Raw genomic sequence first — 24,569 nt, 5'->3', positions numbered from 1 at the left:
CCATCCCGAACAGAGTAGTTAAGCCCGCCTGCGCAGATGGTACTGCAGTTATGTGGGAGAGTATGTCGTCGCCTTTCTTTAAAGAATCCTCATCATTCATTTGATGAGGATTTTTTTTTGTTTATACCTTTTTTAAAGTCCCCAGTATCTCATGTTTTAGTATATTAAGATTAGATTAATTTAAGATCCTTAAGAATTTGTTCATGGTTGAATCAAACATTATGTTGTATTTTTGTTTTAAATATAATAGTATAATATGAAAAAAATTATCTTGTTTTTGGCAGTGATTATGTCTTTAAACTCCCAATCTCAGCAACGACCTAAATTAGTGATAGGTGTCGTAGTGGATCAAATGAAAATGGAATACCTATATCGGTTTTCAGAAGATTTTTCGTCTAATGGTTTTAAAAGAATCATGGATAATGGTTATACATTTCATAATATGCATTACAATTATGCACCTACTTATACTGCGCCGGGACATGCTAGTATTTATACAGGGACAACACCTTCTACTCACGGTATTGTTGGGAATGATTGGTTTAATAAAGCTACAGGAAAAGATATGTATTGTACTGATGATGCTTCCGTTAAAACAATAGGTGATGGTACAGAGAAGGAGGGGGCAATGTCTCCTAAAAACTTACTGAGTACCACTATCACTGATGAGTTAAGAATGGCGACTAATTTTAAAGGAAAAGTAATCGGTATGAGCATAAAAGATCGAGGAGCTATATTACCAGCGGGTCATTTTGCCAATTGGGCTTTTTGGTATAGTAAAACAGGGGCTTTTATTTCCAGTACTTTTTATGGTCCTGCATTGCCAAATTGGGTAACTGAATTCAATCAGGAAAAGCGGTATATGAATTATATTAACAAAGGTTGGGATTTATTGAAACCGGTTGCAACTTATAATGAAAGTCTTTCTGATGATAATCCATATGAAGGAAAATTAGATAAAAGAAAAGCACCTATTTTTCCATATGATTTAAGTACTATTTATAAAGAAAAAGGGGCAGATATTTTGCGCACAACCCCTTTTGGGAATGATATTTTGGCTGAATTAGCCATGAAAGCAATAGAAAAGGAAGAGTTGGGAAAAGACGATATTACGGATTTTCTGACAGTTAGTTTTTCTTCGACAGATTATGTAGGTCACACCTTTGGACCGCGTTCTATAGAGTTACAAGATACGTATTTACGTTTGGACCAGACTTTGGCGGTGTTTTTAACTTACCTGGACAAAACGGTTGGGAAAGATAATTATTTGCTTTTTCTAACTGCTGATCATGCCGGAGCAGAAAACTCCAATTATATGAAAGATAATAAATACAATGTGGCAAATGTCTCCTCAACTGATATTGTTAAAGCATTGAAAAAACACTCTGAAGACACTTTCGGAGTAAATTTACTATTGGATTATTCTAATTTTAATCTTTTTTTCAATAAAGAGGTTATAAAAAAGAAAGGCTTAGAATTGACAAAAGTAAAAGAGAGTTTTGCATCTTTTTTAATGTTGCAAGACCAAGTGAAAAGGGTATATACAGAAGAGGAGATTTTAGCTTCTTCAGGTGATGACTATTTCTTAAGTTGTATTTCTAAAGGTTATGATCCTAAACAAAATGGTGAGCTTGTTGTACTGGACAAAGCGGGGTATATGCAATATCAGAATACAGGAACCACACATGGATCTCCCAATAGTTATGATACGCATGTTCCATTACTTTTTTATGGGTATAAAGTACCAAAGGGAGAATTGCATGCTAAAAAGTACATTACACAAATAGCTCCTACGCTTTCACAGATGTTAAAAATTACATTTCCAAATGGAACAGAGTCTGAAGTATTGGATTCTCTTTTAGATAATAAATAAATATTATAATTCAAGTATCTTTTGAAACAGAAAATCCCGCTAAGGCGGGATTTTTGTTTTTTTAATGCTCTTCAAATCGTGTTTTGTTGGCGCTAAAGGTCGTTTTATCGATCAGTGGAATCTGTTGAATGTGAACCTGGATTTGTGTTTGGAGGTGCGTTTTCAGGAGAGACCGTTTATAAAAAGAAATCCCATCTAATTGGAAGTGAGATGGGATTTGTATTTTAAACTGTTGCCATTGCTAATGGCAAAGGAATTTGATTTTTTAGTAAATCTTCAAAGGTTTCGTGCGTTCGGATTAAATGTCCTTCACCTTTTAACCACAATACTTCTGCTGGTTTGTATCTTGAATTATAATTTGATGCCATAGAGAAACAATAGGCTCCGGCATTTCTAAAACATAAAATATCACCTTCTTTTATTTCAGTAATTCTCCTGTTATTGGCAAAAGTATCTGTTTCACAAATATAGCCTACTACCGAATAAAAACGTTCTTTCCCTTTTGGGTGTGATATGTTTTCAATATGATGTTGCGAACCATAAAACATTGGTCTTATTAAGTGATTAAAACCACTATCTATTCCTGCAAAAACGGTTGATGTAGTTTGTTTTACCACATTAACTTTTGCGAGAAAGAAACCGGCTTCACTTACTAAAAATTTGCCAGGCTCAAAAATTAATGTCAATTCCTTACCATATTCTGAACAAAAAGCATTGAATCTTTTTGAAAGTTTCTTTCCTAATTCTTCAATATCAGTTTCGATATCATCCTTTTTGTAGGGTACTTTAAATCCACTTCCAAAGTCAAGAAATTCAAGATTCTTGAAGTTTTTTGCCGCATCAAATAAGATTTCCGCTGCATATAAAAATACTTCAATATCAAGAATATCGGAACCGGTATGCATGTGAATACCTACAATATTCATTTTTGTGTTTTCAACAATACGAACCAAATGTGGTAATTGGTGAACAGAAATACCAAATTTACTATCAATATGACCGACTGATATATTTGCATTTCCTCCTGCCATTACGTGAGGATTTATTCTAATACAAACAGGTACTGATGGGTATTTTGTGCCAAATTGCTCTAATATGGATAAGTTATCGATATTTATTTGAACCCCCATGGCAGAAACTTCTTCAATTTCTTCCAAGGAAACGCCATTTGGAGTATAGAATATTTTTTCGGGCTCATATCCTGCATGAAGTCCTAACAATACTTCTTGAATAGATACAGTGTCTAAACCAGATCCCATTTCTTTTAGTAATTGAAGTATGGCTACATTTGAAAGTGCCTTCATTGCATAATTAATACGTAACTTATCTACTTTTGAAAAAGCTTTTGTTAATCTATTGTATTGAGATTGTATTTTTTCAGCGTCATAAACATATAACGGGCTACCGAATTGCTCTGCTAATTGTAATAAGTCTTTTCCTTGCATTTTGGTTCTATTTTTAGGCAAATTTATTATTCTTTATCAATACAAACAAATAAAAACGCGTGTTTTAACAAATTATAACAAAATGTTATAATTCAAACAAATAATGTGCTTTTATAGTTTTTTATAACTATTGTTAAAATAAAAATCCCTTGATAGTTATTGTATCAAGGGATTATTAAAACCTATGTATTATTATTATTATAAACTTGGTAAGTCACCGTTACCTTTAGTTGGTAAATTGGTAAAACCCATTAGATAGTTATCTACCTCTCTTGCCGCTTCACGACCTTCAGATATTGCCCAAACAATTAGGGATTGACCTCTTCTCATGTCACCAGCAGTAAATATATGCGGGATATTTGTTTGATAATTTGTTGCTTTATAATTGCTTCTAAAATCAACTTCCAATCCTAATTGGTCACTTAATGTTTTTTCCGGACCTGTAAAACCTAAAGCCAGTAAAGCTAAATCGCAAGGCCAGATTTTTTCTGAGCCTGCTTTTTCAATTAATTCAGGTCTTTGTCCCGGTGTCATTTTCCAAGCCACTTCAACAGTTTTTAACCCTGTTAATTCTCCTTTTTCGTTCGAGATGAATTCTTTGGTATTAATTAACCAGTTTCTATCACAACCTTCTTCATGAGAAGAGGAAGTTTTTAATTGTAAAGGCCAAAAAGGCCAAGGAGTAGTCTCACTTCTGCTAACCGGTGGTTTTGGTAAAATTTCAAAGTTAGTAACCGATTTTGCACCGTGTCTGTTTGAAGTTCCAACACAATCAGAACCGGTATCACCACCACCAATAACGATAACATCTTTACCGGTTGCTTTGATTTGATCTGGAATTGATTCTCCGTATAATACTTTAGTTTGTTGCGTTAAAAAGTCCATTGCCTGAACAACTCCTTTGCTTTCAATTCCTTTTGTTGGTAGGCTTCTCTTTTCAGTTGCACCACCACATAATACGATTGAGTCAAAAGAATTTAATTCTTCAATGCTGAAATTTACACCTACGTTTACATTTGTTTTAAAAACAATCCCTTCTGCTTCTAAAATCGCAACACGTCTGTCGATAATTCCTTTTTCTAATTTGAAATTTGGAATCCCGTAACGTAATAATCCACCAATTGCATTGTCTCTTTCAAAAACGGTAACGGTATGTCCTGCACGATTTAATTGTTGTGCAGCCGCTAAACCAGCAGGACCAGAGCCTATGACAGCTACCGTCTTACCTGTTCTTGTTGCTGGAATTTGTGGTTTTATCCATCCCTCTGCGAAACCTCTTTCGATAATATTTTTTTCAATATTTTCAATAGCAACTGGTTCACTGATTATACCCAATACACATGATTTTTCACATGGAGCCGGACACAATCTGCCTGTAAATTCAGGAAAATTGTTTGTTGATTGCAAAATCTCCAATGCACTTTCCCATTCTTCCTGATGCACCATGTCATTGAAATCAGGAATTAAATTTCCTAATGGACAAGCACTATGGCAAAAAGGAATACCACAATCCATGCATCTTGAACCTTGTTCTTTTATTTTATCTTTTGCTAACGGAATTGTAAACTCATTATAGTTTGATACACGTTCTACAACAGCTATATTATTTTCGTCAGTTCTACTATATTCTTTAAATCCACCTATCTTACCCATGACTATGCTATTAGTTCTTCTATTTGCTTTTCTTCTGCTAATCTTTTCAATGCTTTTTTGTAATCTGTTGGCATCACTTTAATAAAGTGTTTTTGTTGATTTTCCCAATCTTCCAAAATTCTTTTTGCCAAAGGACTATTTGTATACATAGAATGATTTTTAATTAAACGTCTCAGTTTAGTTATATCCTCATCTTCCAGCGTTTCAAAAGCAACCATTTCCATATTACATACGGTAGCGTCGAATTTTTTATTTGGATCAAAAACATAAGCAATACCACCACTCATACCAGCAGCGAAATTTCTTCCGGTTTTTCCTAGAACCACTACAGTTCCACCAGTCATATATTCACATCCGTGATCTCCGATTCCTTCAACAACTGCTGTTGCTCCGGAATTTCTTACACAGAAACGTTCTCCAGCCATACCGTTGATATAGGCTTCACCGGTAATTGCTCCGTATAACGCAACGTTACCAATGATGATGTTTTCTTCTGGTTTGAATGTTGCAGTAGGAGGGACTTTGATAATTAATTTACCTCCTGAAAGTCCTTTACCTAAATAATCATTACAGTTTCCATGAATTTTGAATGACAAGCCATTGGTTGCAAATGCACCAAAACTTTGTCCAGCAGAACCTGTAAAGTCTACTAATATTGTGTCCTCAGGCAAACCTTGGGCACCATATATTTTTGAAATTTCATTACTCAATATAGCTCCAACTGAACGATCTGTATTTTTGATGTCAAAAGTAACTCTTGTTTTTTCTTTTCTATATATAGAAGGTATAGCCGCTTTTATAATTTCAAAATCAAGTACATTATCTAATGCATGATCTTGTACAGTAGTATTATGATTTGGAACTATTTTAGCTTTCTCCGGTTTATATAAAATAGTAGATAAATCTAATCCACTTGCTTTGTAATGTTTGATGGCTTTGTTGACATTTAATTTTTGAGATTGTCCCACCATTTCTTTTAGTGTTCTAAATCCTAGTTGCGCCATTATCTCTCTTAACTCTTCAGCAATAAAATACATAAAGTTAATGATGTGCTCCGGAGTTCCTTTGAAGTTTTTTCTCAATTCAGGATCCTGTGTAGCGATACCAACTGGACAGGTGTTCAGGTGACATGCTCTCATCATAATACAACCAGAGGCTACTAACGGTGCTGTGGCGAAACCAAATTCTTCAGCTCCAAGTAAAGCAGCAATAGCTACATCACGTCCTGTTTTTAATTGCCCGTCACATTCTAAAACCACACGGCTTCTTAAATCATTTAAGATTAAAGTTTGTTGTGCTTCGGCAAGTCCAAGTTCCCATGGAATACCTGTATGTTGTAGTGACGTTAATGGTGCAGCACCAGTTCCTCCATCGTATCCTGATATCAAGATCACATCGGCTTTTGCTTTAGCAACACCGGCAGCGATAGTTCCAACACCAACTTCAGAAACTAATTTAACGTTAATACGAGCTTCACGATTGGCATTTTTTAAATCAAAAATTAACTGTGATAAATCTTCAATGGAGTAAATATCGTGGTGTGGAGGAGGAGAAATTAGTCCAACATAAGGAGTTGAGTTTCTAACTTTTGCAATCCACGGCACCACTTTCTCTCCTGGTAATTGACCACCTTCTCCTGGTTTTGCACCTTGAGCCATTTTTATTTGAATTTCTTTGGCATTTGTCAAATAATTGATTGAGACACCAAATCTTCCGGAAGCTACTTGTTTAATAGCACTATTTCTAGAATCTCCATTTAAGTCTTTTTGGAAACGTTTAGAATCTTCCCCACCTTCTCCAGAATTACTTTTTCCACCAATTCTGTTCATGGCAATTGCCAGATTTTCATGCGCTTCCTGACTGATAGACCCATAAGACATGGCTCCAGTTTTGAATTTTTTTACAATTTCTGTCCAAGGCTCTACTTCGTCAATAGAAATTGGATCCAAATTATTGAATTCAAACAGACCTCTAATAGTCATTAGGTTTTTACTCTGGTCATTAACCATATCGGAGTATTCCTTATAACTTTCCGGACTGTTTAATCGTACAGCTTGTTGTAATTTAGAAATTGTAGTTGGATTGAACATGTGTTTTTCACCAGTTCTTCTCCATCTGTAGATTCCTCCAATTTCAAGTGACAATAAATTGGCCACTTTTGAATTTGGGAAAGCTTTTTGATACCTTTTTTTGATTTCTTTTTCTACTTCGATTAACCCAATTCCTTCGATTCTGGAAGGTGTGTAAGGGAAGTATTTAGAAGTGAATGTTTTATTTAATCCTAAAATTTCAAAAATTTGAGCAGCTCTATACGAATGTAAAGTAGAGATACCAATTTTATTCATGATTTTAAGGATTCCTTTTGCAATCGCTTTATTGTAATTTTTAATTGCATAGTCCGCTTTTACACCAGTAATAAAACCTTGGTTAACTTGGTCATGAATGATTTCATTCACCATGTAAGGATTTATTGCACTTGCGCCATAACCAAATAATAATGCGAAATGATGTGGTTCACGTGGTTCAGCAGATTCAATTATGATTCCAAATTTCGAGCGAACCTTTAAAATATTTAAGGAATGATGAATATAAGAACAAGCCAGCAACATTGGTATTGGAGCCATTTTATCACTTACGCCTCTATCGGAAATAATTACAATATTACATCCTTCTGAAACAGCTTTAAAAGTAGCCTGAACCGCTCTCTCCAAAGCGCGTTCCAACCCATTTACTCCTTTTTCGATATCGTATAAAGTAGAAATTGTTACCGATTTAAAATCAGCATGATCAATATTTCTTATTTTATCTAAATCCTCATTAGAAATAACTGGATTTTGAATTTTTAATTTTTTACAATGCTTTGGAACAATATCAAATATGTTAAAATCACCACCAATTGCTAAACTAATATCAGTAATGATTTCTTCACGTATACCATCCAGTGGTGGGTTGGTAACTTGAGCAAATAATTGCTTGAAATAGTTATATAAAAGTTGTGGTTGATCTGATAGAACCGCTAACGGAGTATCGTTACCCATAGAGCTTAAAGCTTCATTACCTTGAGCTCCCATTGGGTTTATTATTGTTTTTAAATCCTCAATTGTGTAACCAAAGAGACGTTGTCTTGTTGCAAAGTCAATATTTTCAGTTGGTATTGGATTATTGGTATACGGAATTTGAGCTAATTGCAATAAATTCTCATCTAGCCATTTTTTATACGGACGTTTGGTAGCGACAGCATTTTTTATCTCATCATCTTCAATGATTCTGCCCTCGTTCATGTCAACCAAAAACATTTTTCCTGGCTCTAAACGACCATGTTGCACCACATCTTCTGGTTTGATATCAAGGACACCAATTTCTGAAGACATAATTACGAAACCGCTTTTTGTCAATGTATAACGAGAAGGTCGTAAACCATTTCTATCTAATAATGCACCAATAACGTTACCATCTGTAAAAGGAATAGAAGCTGGACCGTCCCAAGGTTCCATAATACAAGCATTATATTCGTAAAATGCTTTTTTCTCTTCTGACATTGTTTGGTGTTTTTCCCATGCTTCAGGAACAACCATCATCATTGCTTCTGGTAAAGAACGACCAGTCATCAATAACAGTTCGACAACCATATCCATGGAAGCTGAATCTGATTTTCCTTCTAATATAATAGGAAATAATTTTTTCAAATCATCACCAAAAACATCACTTTGCATCAATTCTTCACGAGCACGCATTCTGCTAATGTTACCACGTAAAGTATTGATTTCTCCATTGTGACACATGTAACGGAATGGCTGAGCCAATTCCCATGATGGGAAGGTGTTCGTTGAAAATCGCTGGTGAACTAAAGCGAGTCTGGTCACCAAGTCGTCGTCCGATAAATCAGTATAATAACGGCTAATATCTTCCGGCATCAACAGACCTTTATATATAATGGTAGTTGTTGAAAAACTGGAGAAATAGAACATATGACTTTCTGAAGTTCTTGAATTTCTTATAGTGTGTTCTGCAATTTTTCTTGCAGCAAACATTTTGGCGTTAAATTGTTGTTCCGTAAGGTCCAATCCATTTTTACCAACAAATACTTGTTTTACGGTTGGTTCTTTTTCGGCAGCAATTTCTCCTAAATTAGAAACATCTACTGGCACGTCTCTCCATCCTAGAATTTCTAGATTCTGATTGCGTATAGACTCCTCAAAAGTTGTTTTACAAAAAGCGACCTGGTTTACACTTTTTGGCATAAAAACCATCCCTACTGCATATTGTCTTGCTTCTGGGATTTCAAAATCACATACTTTCTTAAAAAATATATGAGGGATGTCAAATAAGATTCCTGCTCCATCTCCTGTTCTTCCATCTGCACTTACAGCTCCACGATGCTCTAGCTTTATTAAGATATCGAGTGCTTTATGGATAATATCATTAGACTTAATTCCATTCAAATTACAAATAAATCCTGCGCCACAATTATCATGTTCAAATTCGGGCAAATAAAGGCCTTGTTCTTTAACTTTCATGCTTAATATTTTTTTTACAAAATTAAAGATTTAGTAACATATAATGAGTGTAAAAGCCAAAATGGGTGTATTTTTACAGTAATAGTAGAAAAAGGTACTATAAATCACAATAATTGTATTTAAATACATTTCAATTGATTTTTCGACAAAAAGAAAACCGATTAAAAGGCATTAAGTCAATAATTTTGAAAGAATTATTTTACTGATGATTTCTCTTTTAGAATTATAACAAAATGTTTGTTATTTTTTATATTATTTCAATTTAGATATCCGTTATTGCGAGTTGAAAATATTCAGATTCAGTGCCCATATAAAATTAAAAAAAAAATAACAGTTAAGTTTAATTTTGCTATTTTTGTGCCACTTTTATTCTGAAATAAATTCAGAATCCAGACAAATTCTATATTATGAACATACACGAATATCAAGGTAAAGAGATTTTAGCTAGCTACGGAGTTCGCATTCAGCGCGGAATCGTTGCTAATAGTCCAGTAGAAGCGGTTGCTGCTGCAAAACAATTAACTACCGAAACAGGTACAAGTTGGTATGTTGTAAAAGCCCAAGTTCACGCAGGTGGACGTGGTAAAGGTGGTGGGGTTAAGCTTGCCAAAAACTTACAACAAGTGGAGGAAATTGCAGAACAAATCATAGGAATGCAATTGATAACTCCTCAAACTTCTGCTGAAGGTAAAAAAGTACACAAAGTTTTAATTGCTGAAGATGTTTATTATCCTGGTGAAAGTGAAACTTCTGAGTTTTATGTTTCTGTTTTATTGAACAGAGCGACAGGTCGTAACATGATTATGTATTCTACTGAAGGTGGAATGGATATTGAAGAAGTTGCTGAACACACACCACATTTAATTTTTACTGAAGAAATTGATCCTTCTGTTGGATTGCAAGGTTTTCAAGCAAGAAGAATTGCTTTTAACCTAGGTCTTTCTGGAAATGCTTTCAAAGAAATGGTAAAATTTATCGACTCTTTATACAATGCATATATTGGTTCTGATGCTTCAATGTTTGAAATTAACCCAGTTTTAAAAACATCTGATAATAAAATCATGGCTGTAGATGCTAAAGTAAATATCGATGATAATGCTTTATACAGACAAAAGAAATATGCTGATATGCGTGACGTTCGTGAGGAAAATCCAATCGAAGTTGAAGCAAAAGAAGTTGGTTTAAACTATGTTGATCTTGACGGTACAGTAGGATGTATGGTAAATGGAGCTGGTTTAGCTATGGCAACTATGGATTTAATTAAGTATGCTGGTTTCGAGCCTGCAAACTTCCTTGACGTAGGTGGAACTGCTGACGCAAAACGTGTTGAAACTGCATTTCGTATTATCTTAAAAGATCAAAATGTAAAAGCAATTTTGATTAATATTTTTGGTGGAATCGTTCGTTGTGACCGTGTGGCGCAAGGTGTTGTTGATGCTTACAAAAATATGGGTGATGCTATAAAAGTGCCGATTATTGTTCGTTTACAAGGTACAAATGCAGCTATTGCAAAAGAATTAATTGATAATTCAGGAATGCCAATTTTATCTGCTGTTGAATTCCAAGAAGCAGCAGACCAAGTAAAAGCAGCACTTTCTTAATTAGAAATAGTTATATATTAAAAAAATCCTGAGTGAAATTGCTCAGGATTTTTTTTTGCCTAGTAAACCTGTATTGGTATCCAAGTGTAAATTGAGTTTTTAATGCTTATAAATAAAATAATCTTAGTTATAAATTAAAAGTATCATAAGCGCTGAATTTAATCTGGGATATGAAATACCTTTATAGTATACTGTTTTCAGATTTTATATTTAATTCTTTTTAAAGATATGAAACTTCATTTGCAAAATTATTTTATAACCGAGTTGCCTGCTGACCCCAATGAAAGTAACATGCCTAGGCAGGTTGAGCAAGCTTGTTATTCCTATGTATTACCCAAAAAACCTTCAAATCCTTCCCTAATACATGCTTCAGTTGAAGTAGCAAAGGCCATTGGTCTTTCTCCTGAAGATATACTTTCAACTGATTTTTTAAATACTTTTTCAGGGAGTAGCGTTTATCCGGAAACAAAGCCCTTTGCATTGCCTTATGCCGGACATCAATTTGGTAACTGGGCAGGGCAATTAGGAGATGGGCGGGCCATTAATCTAATGGAAGTTGTTCATGATGCTGCTACGTATACTTTGCAACTAAAAGGAGCAGGGCCCACACCATATTCCAGAACAGCGGATGGTTTTGCTGTTTTACGCTCTTCTATACGAGAGCATTTGTGTGCCGAAGCGATGCATTATTTGGGTGTTCCGACAACACGCTCGCTTTCATTAATTCTGTCCGGTGATCAGGTATTACGTGATGTATTGTATAATGGAAATCCTGCCTATGAAAAAGGAGCAATTGTTTGTAGAGTAGCCCCTTCTTTTATTCGTTTCGGAAGTTTTGAATTGTTTTCTTCTCGAAAAGATTATGTTAATCTCAAATTATTAACGGATTTCACGATTAAACATCATTTTCCTCATATTCAAGGTGAAGGTATCGGGAAGTATCTGGACTTTTTTCAGGAAGTAACCCAAACAACACGCAACATGATTGTGCACTGGCAACGCGTTGGTTTTGTTCATGGAGTGATGAATACCGATAATATGTCCATTCACGGCATTACTATTGATTACGGTCCATACGGCTGGTTGGAAGATTATAATTCCGGTTGGACACCAAATACAACAGATAGGCAGCATAAAAGATACCGTTTTGGAAATCAACCTGAAATTGCGCTATGGAATTTGTATCAATTGGCGAATGCTTTGTATCCTTTAATTCAGGATGCCAAACCTCTTGAAACTATTTTGAATGCTTTTAGTACTGATTTTGAACGGGAGTATTTGGATATGATGCGAAGCAAACTGGGCCTTCAAATCAAAAAAGAAGAGGATGCTGGTTTAATTGAGTCCCTGACGCAATTGCTGGAGAGGATAGAAACAGACATGACCATTTTCTTTAGAAATCTGAGTAATGTTACTAGAGAAGATACCGCAGTAACAGCTTTCAATACCATAAAAAATGCTTTTTATAATGAAAAGGATTTGAATGAAACGGTATTGAAAGATTGGCATGGCTGGTTTGAGAACTATGGTATTCGAATTAATCAGGAAACGCTTTTAGATCCTGAACGAAAAGCACAAATGAATGTAATAAACCCTAAATATGTGTTGCGAAATTATATGGCACAATTGTGTATTGATGACGCTGATAAAGGTGACTACACTTTGCTAAATGAAATGTTTGAAATGCTTAAACATCCTTACGACGAACAACCAAATTTTCAAAAATGGTTTGCCAAACGACCGGATTGGGCCAGAGATAAAGTTGGATGCTCTATGTTAAGCTGTAGCTCTTAAAACTACCTTTTAAAATTGCATTGAATTTTTTTATGACAAAACAAAGCCTGAATGTGAGTTCAGGCTTTTGCTATTATTATTGTAAGATGGAATGACATTGAGGGCGGGAGAGCAGCCTCTCTAACTGCTCATTTATTTTCCGATTTCTTGAATCGCATCCGATTCATATAGTGTAAAACCTTTAGTGTTTCTTGCTGCAATAGTCAAAAGTGCCTTAGCTACGGTTTTGCTTTCAATTGGTCTGTATTTTTTTAAATTTCCAAGAAAGGAGAAGGAAAGTGTTTTCATAAAAAAAGCACCTATTTTTTCTCCTAATCTAAATTCTGTTCGATTTCCTAATAGGAGTGAAGGTTGCAGTACAGAAACGCTTTCGAAATTGCAATCTCTAAGAAAATCTTCAATTTCTCCTTTTGTTTTCAAATAAAAATTAGAAGAATTTACAGCTGCACCAAGGGATGAAATGATCAGAAATTGTTTGATTTTATTTTGCAATGCAAAAGCGGCAAACTGGCGAGGATATTCAAAGTCTACCTTTCTAAAGGCTTTTCTGCTTCCTGCTTTTTTGATAGTTGTGCCTATGGTACAAAAGAAATCATCTCCAACGATTAGATCTTTATAGGTTTCCGGCTTGTCAAAATCAATGATGTGTTGCTTTAATTTTGGATGTATTATTCCGGCATCTCTTTTTACGAAAGTGATTACTTTATCGTAATTTTTACTTTCTAAAAGTAGATTTAAAAGGTCTGAGCCAATTAGACCAGTACTTCCGATAATTAGAGCCGTTTTCACAGTTAGGATTTTTTATTCTTGCCGAAATTAAATTTCACTTTCTCCACTACTTGAATTTTTGGAGTTCCTTTGGAATTTTGTTTTTTGAAAGGTTTCTTAGCCGCCGGTGATTTACCAGGTTTTTGGTCACCTCTGGCTCTGTCTTCATCTTTTGGTTTTGCCTTAAATTCAGCTCTTTCTGAAGCTCCCTCTTTTACAGGAATTTGAGCTTTGTGTTTGGCTAATACATCTGTTGGATTTTTTGGATTTTCTTTGGTTCCGCGTAAATGAATTACCAGTCCATTTAGGAAATTACGCAACACCTGGTCACCACATTCCATATAATTTTCATGTTTTTCATCACGGAAAAAAGCACCTAATTCTGATTTAGTGATTCTAAAATCCACCAATTCTAATATTTCAACTATTTGATCGTCACGCAACATTAAAGCCACGCGAAGTTTTTTAAAGATATCGTTGTTAGTCATCATTTTTATTTTTTACAAAGGTACGGTTAAAAAGCAATTGCACCGCAATTTTAGATTCCGAATTGGCCTTGGTTTAAAATGTGAATTATTTTATCCAAATCTTCTTTTTTATGATTGGCAGTAATTACAATTCTATTTAAATCCCTGTTGTCGGTTGGGTATTTGAAATTTGTTACGATGATCTTATTATTAGCAAAAATTTTATTTATTCCTTTGATTTCAGGATAAATTAACGGGTAATCTGGGTCAAAATGAACAGCTTTACTTTTAATTAAATGAGCATCCACATAGTGGAGATTGTCTGTTAATTTTTGATGCTGTTGCAAATAGATTTGTTTTGCATCCGCCATGGTTTGTACAAATGCAGGATTCATTCCGGCACTGGAAACAAACGTATCGTTCGTTGCCATTTGATTCATAAAATCAGATTCGCTGGCAATAACACCTCCTGTCAGTCCAAAGGCCTTACCTAATGACGCCACCATTATTTTCCTTTTGATAACAGGAAGATCAATCATCGAAAAAATACCGCAACCATTCGTTCCCAAAATCCCAAGAGAATGGGATTCGTCAATAACTAAAGTAATTTCTTTAGTAGGCGGAATGGAATTTAGGATAGAAAGATTGATAGGTTTTATATGAAAAGAAGGAACTGCATCGGTTAGAATTGTAATTTTTTCCGTTGCACTATCCAACAAGCGTGGGTTTAAATTATTTCCAATAAAAACAGGAAGGCTATTTGACGTTTTGATGGCAGGATGTGTATCCGGAAAATGAAAAAAGGTATTGCCTTGCGATGTTAAAACTTCAGAGACTAATTTTCCTGCTAACACACCTGAAGAGACGGTGAGAACTTTAGCTGCTTTTGTGTAGTTGGCTAAAAATCGTTCTCCATTTTCATAGGCAGTAAGTTGAATATTTGCACTTCTGGAACTTCCATATGCCGTTCCCCATTGTAAAATGTTTTTGATGAGTAGTTTTTGAAATTCGGGATGAGTTGGTAAACCCAAATAGGCTGTTCCTCCAAAATACAAATAGTCTTCATTGTCGATTTCAATTATTCGATCCGGAAATTGGTTGACTTTCATTGTAGCATTAAATTAAAGTTACGCCGGTTCCGTTTACTTTTGAATAGTTTATTTTTCCAAAATCTATGGTTACACCTGTTGCTATATCTTCTGCCAAAAGTAATGCACCGTCCATATCTACGTAGTCCAGTTGGGGTAATAAATGTGCAATTGCAGAAATTCCGACAGTAGATTCGGTCATACAACCCACCATGGTTTTTAAACCCAATTTCTTAGCTTCCTGGATCATTCTTCTACCGGGAGTCAGGCCGCCACATTTTACCAATTTGATATTTACTCCATGAAAATGATTGTGACATTTGGATACGTCATCTTCTATTATGCAGCTTTCGTCTGCTATTATTGGTAAAACCGAATGCTTGAAAACTTCTTTATGTCCCTCCCAATTGTCCGCTTTCATAGGCTGCTCCAAGAATTCTACGCCTAGTTTTTTTAACGCGATTGCATTATTGATGGTTTCTTCGACGTCCCAACCACAATTCGCATCAATTCTAAATATGGCGTCGGTATGTTTTCTAAGTTCAGTCACAATGGCAATATCTTCCTTGGTTCCTAATTTGATTTTATATATAGGCCAAGGCAGTTCCTTCATTTTGGCAACCATTTTTTCGATGGGTGCAATGCCAATAGTATAGTCAGTCAATGGATTTTTGTCTGTGGTGTAGTTCCATAGTTCATATAATCTCTTTCCTTTTTTGCGAGCGAAGAGATCATTATATGCCATGTCCAAAGCACACAAAGCAAACATGTCGTGTTGTAGATATGGATGGATTTTTGTCCAGAAAACTTCGGGAGTTTGATCTGTTGCGGATTCAATTATGGTCCGAATTTTTTCTAAATCCTGCATCATTACCGGAACTGTTGTTTTGTAATAGGGATTGGAAGTGGCTTCTCCAAAACCGGAAAACCCTTCGCTTTTTAATGCTACAATCAAAGAAGGCTGGAAGTCAATTGATTCCCTGGAAATTGTAAATGTATGTTTTAATTTAAGATTGTATTCTCGTAAGATTAGTTGCATCAGGGCTTAATTTTAATGTTTAAAATTTATGCGTTTATTTTTAAAGGCCGGACGATTTAATTACCTAGCCATGAAAGGGCTTTTACAAAACCGTCGCGCCATAATTTTTCGTTGTGCTGTCCGCCTTTCACAATTTTAGTGGTATTCAGATGGAGACAAGAACATCTATTTGTATTTAGTAAATGCTCCATTTTATTCAAGTCCGAAACCATTTCATCACTTTCACTATCTCCACAGAGGAAATAGATTTTTGATTTTATTTTTTCTGATTTTTCAGTTAGAATGTAAATGTCTTTTGTAAACCAAAACGAAGGAGAAAAAACACCCGCTTTCCCAAATACTTTCGGGTATTTTATAACAGCATAGAAAGAAGCCAGGCCTCCAAGTGAACTTCCCATAATAAAGGTGTTTTTCTTTTTTGCTTTAGTTCGATAAGTTTGGTCAATTTGAGGCTTTAGCGTTTTCACGATGAACTCTAAATAATTATCGGCATTTCCACCGCCATATTTTTCGTTTTTAAAAGGCGTCAGTTCATCGATTCTTTTGTCATTTCCGTGTTCTATTCCTACTACAATAACCTGCGCATTAATACTGTCGAGTTTTTCATCGACATTCCATTCTCCGCTATAGGATGTTTTAGTATCGAATAAATTTTGCGCATCATGCATATAAATTACAGGGAATTTCTTTTTTGAGGTCGAATAATTTTTAGGTAAATAAATCCAAATTTTCTTAGACATTTTGAGTTGCGGCGCTTCGATAGTAAAAGTAGAAACTTGTTTTGAAGCAGTACTCTCCTGAGCTGTTATTTTTGTAACTGTAAAAAAGAAGAATAAAAGTAATAGCAGTCGTCGCATCATTAGGTTTTGTATTTTGATTTAAAAACAATATTTTAGCTAAAAATAATAATTTGATGAATACATTCGAAGAAAAGAGAGGTTTACTTTTAGAGATGATTGCTTTTTCTACAGTTGACGGGCATTTGCATAAGAGAGAATATGATTTTTTGGCAATTGTAGCGAATGAGCTGGGTTTCGAATCCGATGTTTTTAATGATTTGTTTCATCAGGAAATACCACAGATTCCAATTAAGTCAGAGTTTTTACGTATTCAGCAATTTTACAGATTAGCTTTGTTAATGCACAGTGATGGGGTTTTACATAAAAAAGAAGCTGTAGCGATCCAACAAATGGCAATCAATATGGGTTTAAGTCCCATGGCAACGAAACGTATTTTGAAATTGATGAAGGAAGCACCAAATGCAATTATTGACGGTGCGGTTTTATTGACTGTTTTTCAAGAACAACACAATTAAGTCAATTGCCCCTGTAACGCTTTTATTTCATCACGTAATTTGGCAGCTTGCATAAAATCCAGTTCTTTTGCAGCTTTTTCCATATTTTTTCGTTTTTCACGAATTCGTTTTTCAATATCCGGTTTTGACAGGTATTCTGTAACAGGTTCGGATGCAGTTGAAACAGTATAGCCTAGTTCATAATCTGCCAAAGGATTCTTGGTAAATGCGCTTTCTATTTTTTTATTTAGCGCTTGAGGCACTAAATTATTTACAGTATTGTAATTAATTTGTTTGGTTCTGCGATAATTGGTTTCGTCAATTGTTTTTTGCATGCTTGCCGTAATTTTGTCCGCATACATGATTGCTTTTCCATTAAGATTTCTTGCAGCACGTCCTATTGTTTGTGTAAGCGAACGATGGCTTCGCAAAAAACCTTCTTTGTCTGCATCAAGTATGGCAACTAATGAGACTTCAGGTAAATCCAAACCTTCACGAAGTAAATTAACTCCAATTAACACATCAAAAATCCCTTTCCGCAAATCCTGCATGATTTCAATACGTTCCAATGTATCTACTTCAGAGTGGATATAACGGCAACGAATATTTACTTTTGTTAAATATTTGGCCAATTCTTCCGCCATTCTTTTGGTTAAAGTTGTCACCAAAACGCGTTCGTCGATTTCTGCCCGAACCTGAATTTCTTCAATTAAATCATCAATTTGGTTTAAACTTGGTCGAATCTCTATAATTGGATCCAATAGTCCTGTCGGACGAATCACTTGCTCTACAACTACACCTTCGGTTTTTTGCAATTCATAGTCAGCCGGCGTTGCTGAAACGTAGATCACCTGGTTTTGCATTGCTTCAAATTCCTCAAATTTTAAAGGACGATTATCCATTGCAGCAGGAAGTCGGAAACCATATTCTACTAAGTTTTCTTTTCGGCTTCTGTCTCCGCCATACATAGCACTAACTTGTGAAAGTGTTACATGACTTTCGTCTACAACCATTAAGTAATCTTTTGGGAAATAATCCAGTAAACAAAAAGGTCTGGTTCCTGGTAAACGACCATCAAGGTAACGGGAATAATTTTCAATTCCGGAGCAATAACCGAGTTCACGAATCATTTCCAAATCAAAATTGGTGCGTTCTTCCAATCGTTTTGCTTCGAGATGTTTACCGATTTCTTTGAAATAATCAACCTGTTTTACCAAATCCTGTTGGATTTCCCAAATAGCTCCTTGCAAAACATCTGGTGAAGTCACAAACATATTGGCAGGATAAATCGTCAGTTTATCAAATTTTTCAAGGACTTTAGAATTCTGGATGTCGAAACTTTCAATTTCCTCGATTTCATCACCAAAGAAATGGATCCGATAGGCTTCATCTGCATAACTGGGATAAACATCCACTGTATCGCCTTTTATCCTGAAGCTTCCAGGGTTAAAATCAGCTTCGGTTCTGGAATATAAACTTTGCACCAGTTGATGTAATAATTTGGTTCGGGAAATGATTTGTCCTTTCTCAATCGGAATTAAGTTTTTCTGAAATTCTATCGGATTTCCGATACCATACAAACATGAAACCGACGCAACTACTAAAATATCTCTTCTTCCGGAAAGTAATGAAGCAGTTGTTGACATTCGCATTTTTTCCAGTTCTTCATTGATGGATAAATCCTTTTCAATGAAAACGCCTGTTACAGGCATAAAAGCTTCCGGCTGGTAATAATCGTAATAGGAAACGAAATATTCAACTGCATTGTTGGGGAAGAATTGTTTGAATTCCGAATACAATTGCGCTGCTAAAGTTTTGTTGTGTGCTAAAACTAATGTAGGTCTTTGTATTTCCTGGATTACATTGGCCACCGTAAATGTTTTTCCGGATCCCGTAACTCCTAATAAAGTTTGGAATTTATCACCATCAGCAATCCCTTGAACTAATTTTTCAATCGCTTGTGGTTGGTCGCCTTTGGGCTGGTAATCGGATACTACTTGGAAATTCATTTTATTGGGACAAAATATCAGTTTGCAAAGTTAATTCATTTTTAATCGTTTACGTATTTAGAAGATGTTAATTTAGATTGTAATTGTAGTTGAACTTTAGCTAAAGCTTTCTTTATGAGGGTTACTTTTAATAGTAAAGAGGATGTCATTTGAATCACGGCAAAAAAAAACCATCAACAAAAGTTGATGGCTTTTCAATACAACCTATTTTTTTAGAAACTAAAGTTTAATCTGGCAAAAACAAAACGACCGTTTTGACCAAACTGAGATACGTTTCTTGAGTATACAAATTGATTCGCGTTTGATAAATCTATAGTTGCAGGAGCGGCAGTATAGTCGATAGCTCCGGATACTAATCTCGGTCTGATTGCAGTTTGTGTTCCAAGATTAAAATCTGGAAAAATATCAAAAATATTATTAGCTCCAATAACAATTTTAGCAGCCTCAGTAATTTTGAAACCCACAGACAAATCAGTAATGATTTTGGCGCCCCAAATCGGATGTTCAATTTCTACGGCCTGGTTGTTGACAATTATTCCTTCAACTCTTCCATCTCCATTTACATCAGCAGTATTTGGATCTGTAACTTTGCCAAAATAAACATTTCTCAAGAAGAAATCGAATTTTTTATAAGTAACAGAATTCGTTAAATTAGCTTTTACTCTTGGTATTGCTTCTTGTAAATACACTCTGGAAGTTTCAGAATAATAGCGGTTTACCTGACCGGCAGCCTCTAATACTGGAGAAGCATGAATTTCTCCCACTCTGTAGGTTTTAGAAAAGGTTCCTGATAAATCTGTTTTTAAAGAAATATTATTTCCAAAACTTGTTTTACGGCTAATTACAATGTCTATTCCTTTTGATTCCGTATCAATTGCATTAGCAAAGAAAGTTGCTGCAGTGGCTCCGGCAGTATCAAATAATGCATTTAAAATGGCATTTGGAGTTCCGGCTGCAGGAGTTCCGCCTGGTCTTGAAAATTGGTCTGTAAGAACCACTCGGTCGTCTATTTTTACAATATAAGCATCTGCTGTCAGGGTTAGATTTGCAGCAGGGATTTTAGCTGTAAAACCAATACTGGCACTTTGAGATTCCTCTTGTTTCAATGTAGGAATTCCTAATAATTGTGCAGCTTGAGAATCATTACTAAAGGTACCTACTTCAAAAGGGACACCACCTACAAATTGTGTAGCGGTTGAATTGAAATAGATTTGGTGTAACGATGGCGCTCTGAATCCAGTAGAAATAGCACCACGTAAATTGATATTATCGGTCACTTTATAACGTGTAGCTAATTTGAAATTAGTTGTGTTTCCAAAATCAGAATAGTTCTCAAAACGAACTGCTCCGTTTACGAGCCATTTGTCAGTAACGTCTAATTCTAAATCGGTATAAAGTGCAACGCTGTTACGGTCTTTATCGATTGCATTTGCGGGTCTGAAACCGGGAAAAACTTGTGAACCATTTGGTCTTGCCGCACCATAAAAGTCAGTAACTTTAATGTTTGCCGCTGTTGATGCAGTAACCACTCCTCCGTTGATGTCATATAAATTATAGGATTCCGGCTGTCCTGCATTGATAGCGAAGTTTTCATGGCGGTACTCAGCACCAAAAGCAACGTTTAATCCTTTTAGAACATCAAATTTTCTGTTGATATCAAAATTTGTGGTGTTTTGGGCGAAAGCTAAACCACCAGCATCAAATTCAGTAGGAGAGTTTTCCCTCAAAGAGGCGTTTACCGTATTTTCGACACCATAATCAAAAGCATTTCTTCCAAAAGTATTACTTAAGTCAAAATTCCAATTTTCAAATATAATTCCTCGAAGGCCAGCAGCAATTGAGACGTCATTGATTGTAGAATGTATTTCCGGTAAAAATCCGTTTGGATACAATCCCGTGTAGGATCTGGCTTGATTTGGTCTTCTGTAAAAACCTGCAGCTTCTCCATCTCTAAAACTAGTTCCACCAAAAGCGTATGCTTCCAGTTTGTCATTTATTGGATAAGCAGCATTCAAAAAGAATTGAGCACTTTTCAAAGAAGATTGTCCCACTCTCATATTGAAATTTTTTCTTTCAAGACTTCTGTACGCTAATTCTCCTTCTGTGGCATCAAAATTCAATGCAGTTTGCATTTGGGAGATGTTAGTCGCGTTACTTATTGCTGTTTGTTGTGCCCCTGTGAAATATCCTACCTGTGGAGCATAGGTTTTTATATCAGAAAGAATTTGCGTCGTATTTGGAGTATTGGTTATGTTTCCAAAAAGAGCATTAATATTAGTTCCGGCCTCTGCAGCTCTTTGTTCCACCGCATTATAGGCATTAAATAAAGTTCCTGTAACATCTTTTGCTCTGCTTGTAGCATCTCTAAGTTGGAAGCTAGCCGTTGCATTGATAAAACTTTTTTCTTTACCAAGACCTGTTCCGTAGTTTAAGTCCAATTGGTAATTGCCACCGTCAAAACCACCGTCATGATCATTAGCACCTTTTGAAAGATTTCCGCCTCCAAAAAGGTTTACTTCTAATTTATTAGTGTTTTTCTTAACATTAATATTGATTACACCTGCAATAGCATCAGAGCCATATTGCGCAGAAGCACCGTCTCTTAATACTTCAATTTTTTCTATGGCAAAGGCAGGAAGGGCATTCAAATCCGTTCCTACGGATCCTCTTCCTGGAGATCCATTAATGTTTACTAGTGAAGACGTATGTCTCCTTTTTCCGTTTACCAAAACCAATACCTGATCTGGACCCAAACCTCTTAGTTGTGCAGGATCAATATGATCTGTTCCATCCGCTACAGTTTGAGTATTTGATGTAAACGATGGCGCAACCATGTTTAAAATTTGATTTAAGTTTACCTGAGCCCCTTGTGAAGCAATTTCTTTCATACTGATCACGTCAATGGGTACGGCAGATTCTGTCACTGTTCTCGTTGGATTACGGGAGCCTATTACAACAACATCCTGAAGTGTTTCACCGCTTCCTGTTAAAGTAACATTTACAATGCTTCCTGTTACAGTTACTGATTTGGTTTCCAATCCCACATAAGAAAATTGTAAAACATCTCCCATTTCAGCACTAATTGTATAATTCCCATCGCCATCAGTTGTAGTTCCTTTTGCAGTTCCTTTTACAAGAATCGTTACGCCGGGTAAAGGTTCGCCGTTGTCATCCACTACGCGGCCTTTAATAATTTCAGCTATTGTTTCATTTAATGAAGCGTTAACTTCTCCAGTATTCCCGAGTCTTTGACTTCCTTCCTTTTGCAATATTATTTGATTGCTTACTTCAGTATAGTTAATTTTAAGTGGTTTTAAAATGCGAGTAAGTACACTAGATAATATCTCATTATTGGCATAAATAGTCACCTTTTGGTTCAATTGTGTCATTCTCGAATTATATGAAAATTTCACATGTGCCAATTTTTCAAGTTTGTTTAGTGCAGTATTTAAGTTCAAATCAGTCAGGGTAACGGTTACCTTTGTATCCAGTTTTCTTTGCCCTGTGATATTATTCGCTATCGTAACACTTGAAAAGACAAATGCTAAAACAAATTGAAATAAGGTTATTTTCATGATTCGAAAGAGTAGTCGTTGTTTAAGGACAGTTTTTTTCATAATTTTGGTTTGTTTTATTAATATTCTTTAGTTTGGTTATTGAGAAAACGCACCAATTACGCTTTACAGAGCGGTAATTGATTTGATTCAAGGCGTCGAGAATGTTACAGCATTTTCGGCGCTTTTTTTGTTTTTATGCTTTAATTCATAGGCAAAATTAGATTAGTTGCATCCATCTGATATAATAATAATTTGGTTTCCATTCATTTCATAATTGGTATTGTTTCCAAGACTTTTACAAATAATTTTGAGTTTTTCCGGTAACGGCTGATCACTTAAAGACGTGGTGAGATAACAATCTTTTAATTTTACTTGATTAAAATCAATTTTAACCAAATAGGCTTGCTCAATGGTTTTGAAGATTTGAGCAACAGGGATATCAGTAAACTCAAATACCAATTGTTCTATATTACTTGCAGAATGACTTAAAGATTTATCTTGAGTTATGTCAGTAATCTTATTAAAAGTTAGATTTTGACGTACAAATCGTAGCGCTTGATTCGGTAATAGAACAATCAGTTCCTCTTTTGAGTTTGTTATTCGTTGGTTAGATCGTACTTTTACTTTACCGGTACGAACTACCACTTCTACATTTGGTTGATTGGCGTATGCTTTTATTCTAAAACTTGTCCCTACCACTTTAGTCACAATTTCATTAGCAAAGACAAAAAAAGGTTTTGTTGGGTTTTTACTGATTTCAAAAAAGCCTTCACCGGACAGGTAAACTTTTCGCTCATTCCCAACAAATATTTTAGGATAACTCAGTTTACTATTGGGTTGTAATAATACGGAGCTGCCATCTGATAAGGTTATTATTTGAGGTTTGTCTGAATTATTGGTTTGTTCAACCAGACCTTCATTGTTTTCAGTAATCAGCTCGTTGTAAGTAAGTATCGAATTGGTGTCAGCGATATGTTGGTCGTAAAACCAACCGAATAAAAGACTTAAAATTAAAACAGCGGCGACCCCGCTAAACCAATCGTTTCTCCAAAGTTTTAGTAGGGATCGGTTTACTACATTTTTATTTTCTGCTACCCTTTCAATTTTTTCCCATGTAGCTTCCAACGCATATTGAACGTCCTCAGTAGATAGTTTGGCAGTAGGAACTTTCATCGCTAACAACCATAGTCGCGCTTCTTCAACCAATTTGGCACGTGCAGAATTCTCTAATGTCCATTCTTCCCAGTCTTGCTGGTCGTCTTTGAAACAGACCCATAACTGGAATGATTCATCGGACAAAAAGTCTTCTATTTCTGTATAAGTGTTACGTTGTTGCATCAAAGAAAAAGTGGTTACAATACTATAGAGGACAGTTTTTTTATTTGATACTCATTAAAATTCAATTATTTTACTTTTATTTTTTACTAAAAGCAACTTTGAAATAGTAGTGAAATAAGAGCAATG

The 24,569-nt window shown here is 35.3% G+C and carries 15 protein-coding genes and 1 rRNA gene; 5 read left to right on the top strand and 11 right to left on the bottom strand.

Annotated elements, in window-relative coordinates; genetic code table 11:
* Together rrf and pafA are read left to right on the top strand one after the other, a co-directional pair.
* Nucleotides 1-77: ribosomal RNA gene (rrf, locus tag ACNQGN_RS18935) — 5S ribosomal RNA — on the top strand; the annotation flags it as partial.
* 179 nt (nt 78-256) lie between these two features.
* Nucleotides 257-1,873 (top strand): alkaline phosphatase PafA, encoded by a 1,617-nt coding sequence (gene pafA, locus ACNQGN_RS15565; RefSeq protein WP_417988747.1) that lies wholly within the window; start codon nt 257-259, stop codon nt 1,871-1,873.
* A 224-nt stretch (nt 1,874-2,097) separates the two neighbouring features.
* Here pafA and lysA read toward each other — a convergent pair whose 3' ends face one another.
* From lysA to gltB, 3 genes are all read right to left on the bottom strand, one after another.
* Nucleotides 2,098-3,318, bottom strand: coding sequence for a diaminopimelate decarboxylase (lysA, locus tag ACNQGN_RS15560; protein ID WP_417988746.1), 1,221 nt, complete (start codon nt 3,316-3,318; stop codon nt 2,098-2,100).
* 198 nt (nt 3,319-3,516) lie between these two features.
* Nucleotides 3,517-4,971: a glutamate synthase subunit beta gene (locus tag ACNQGN_RS15555; protein ID WP_417988745.1), complete on the bottom strand. Its 1,455-nt coding sequence runs from the start codon at nt 4,969-4,971 to the stop codon at nt 3,517-3,519.
* Nucleotides 4,972-4,973: 2 nt separating this feature from the next.
* Complete coding sequence (gene gltB / locus ACNQGN_RS15550) at nt 4,974-9,488, bottom strand: glutamate synthase large subunit (RefSeq protein ID WP_417988744.1); 4,515 nt, start codon at nt 9,486-9,488, stop codon at nt 4,974-4,976.
* 407 nt (nt 9,489-9,895) lie between these two features.
* Between gltB and sucC the strand changes: the two genes are divergently transcribed.
* Entirely contained in the window at nt 9,896-11,089 is a 1,194-nt protein-coding gene (gene sucC, locus ACNQGN_RS15545; RefSeq protein ID WP_417988743.1) for an ADP-forming succinate--CoA ligase subunit beta, read from the top strand.
* 228 nt (nt 11,090-11,317) lie between these two features.
* Complete coding sequence (locus ACNQGN_RS15540) at nt 11,318-12,883, top strand: protein adenylyltransferase SelO (protein WP_417988742.1); 1,566 nt, start codon at nt 11,318-11,320, stop codon at nt 12,881-12,883.
* Nucleotides 12,884-13,015: 132 nt separating this feature from the next.
* Here ACNQGN_RS15540 and ACNQGN_RS15535 read toward each other — a convergent pair whose 3' ends face one another.
* Genes ACNQGN_RS15535 through ACNQGN_RS15515 form a run of 5 tightly spaced genes read right to left on the bottom strand, consistent with a single transcriptional unit; the run spans nt 13,016 to nt 17,105 of the window.
* Nucleotides 13,016-13,672 carry a Rossmann-fold NAD(P)-binding domain-containing protein gene (locus tag ACNQGN_RS15535; protein WP_417988741.1) on the bottom strand — a complete coding sequence of 219 codons (657 nt, stop codon included), beginning with the start codon at nt 13,670-13,672 and terminating at the stop codon, nt 13,016-13,018.
* A 2-nt stretch (nt 13,673-13,674) separates the two neighbouring features.
* The gene (locus ACNQGN_RS15530) at nt 13,675-14,139 is read right to left on the bottom strand and encodes a DUF1456 family protein (RefSeq protein ID WP_417988740.1); all 465 of its coding nucleotides are present in this window, start codon (nt 14,137-14,139) and stop codon (nt 13,675-13,677) included.
* A 50-nt stretch (nt 14,140-14,189) separates the two neighbouring features.
* Nucleotides 14,190-15,227 carry an aminotransferase class I/II-fold pyridoxal phosphate-dependent enzyme gene (locus ACNQGN_RS15525; protein ID WP_417988739.1) on the bottom strand — a complete coding sequence of 346 codons (1,038 nt, stop codon included), beginning with the start codon at nt 15,225-15,227 and terminating at the stop codon, nt 14,190-14,192.
* Between the two features lie 7 nt (nt 15,228-15,234).
* The gene (locus ACNQGN_RS15520) at nt 15,235-16,245 is read right to left on the bottom strand and encodes a dipeptide epimerase (RefSeq protein WP_417988738.1); all 1,011 of its coding nucleotides are present in this window, start codon (nt 16,243-16,245) and stop codon (nt 15,235-15,237) included.
* Between the two features lie 56 nt (nt 16,246-16,301).
* Nucleotides 16,302-17,105, bottom strand: coding sequence for an alpha/beta hydrolase (locus ACNQGN_RS15515; RefSeq protein WP_417988737.1), 804 nt, complete (start codon nt 17,103-17,105; stop codon nt 16,302-16,304).
* 53 nt (nt 17,106-17,158) lie between these two features.
* Here ACNQGN_RS15515 and ACNQGN_RS15510 point away from each other — a divergent pair, with 53 nt between their 5' ends.
* Nucleotides 17,159-17,560 carry an excinuclease ABC subunit B gene (locus ACNQGN_RS15510; protein WP_417988736.1) on the top strand — a complete coding sequence of 134 codons (402 nt, stop codon included), beginning with the start codon at nt 17,159-17,161 and terminating at the stop codon, nt 17,558-17,560.
* Here ACNQGN_RS15510 and uvrB read toward each other — a convergent pair.
* From uvrB to ACNQGN_RS15495, 3 genes are all read right to left on the bottom strand, one after another.
* Nucleotides 17,557-19,548, bottom strand: coding sequence for an excinuclease ABC subunit UvrB (gene uvrB / locus ACNQGN_RS15505; RefSeq protein WP_417988735.1), 1,992 nt, complete (start codon nt 19,546-19,548; stop codon nt 17,557-17,559). The two genes, ACNQGN_RS15510 and uvrB, sit on opposite strands and share 4 nt — an antisense overlap.
* Before the next feature lie 212 nt (nt 19,549-19,760).
* Nucleotides 19,761-23,165, bottom strand: coding sequence for a TonB-dependent receptor (locus ACNQGN_RS15500; RefSeq protein WP_417988734.1), 3,405 nt, complete (start codon nt 23,163-23,165; stop codon nt 19,761-19,763).
* Nucleotides 23,166-23,327: 162 nt separating this feature from the next.
* On the bottom strand, nt 23,328-24,443 hold the full coding sequence (locus ACNQGN_RS15495; RefSeq protein ID WP_417988733.1) for a FecR family protein: 1,116 nt from the start codon (nt 24,441-24,443) through the stop codon (nt 23,328-23,330).
* Nucleotides 24,444-24,569 lie beyond the last annotated feature (126 nt).

The sequence above is a fragment of the Flavobacterium rhamnosi genome (genome assembly GCF_048286515.1).
Lineage (GTDB): Bacteria > Bacteroidota > Bacteroidia > Flavobacteriales > Flavobacteriaceae > Flavobacterium.
Note: the sequence above shows the minus strand (reverse complement) of the source record. Positions and strands in the feature narration are given on the sequence as shown.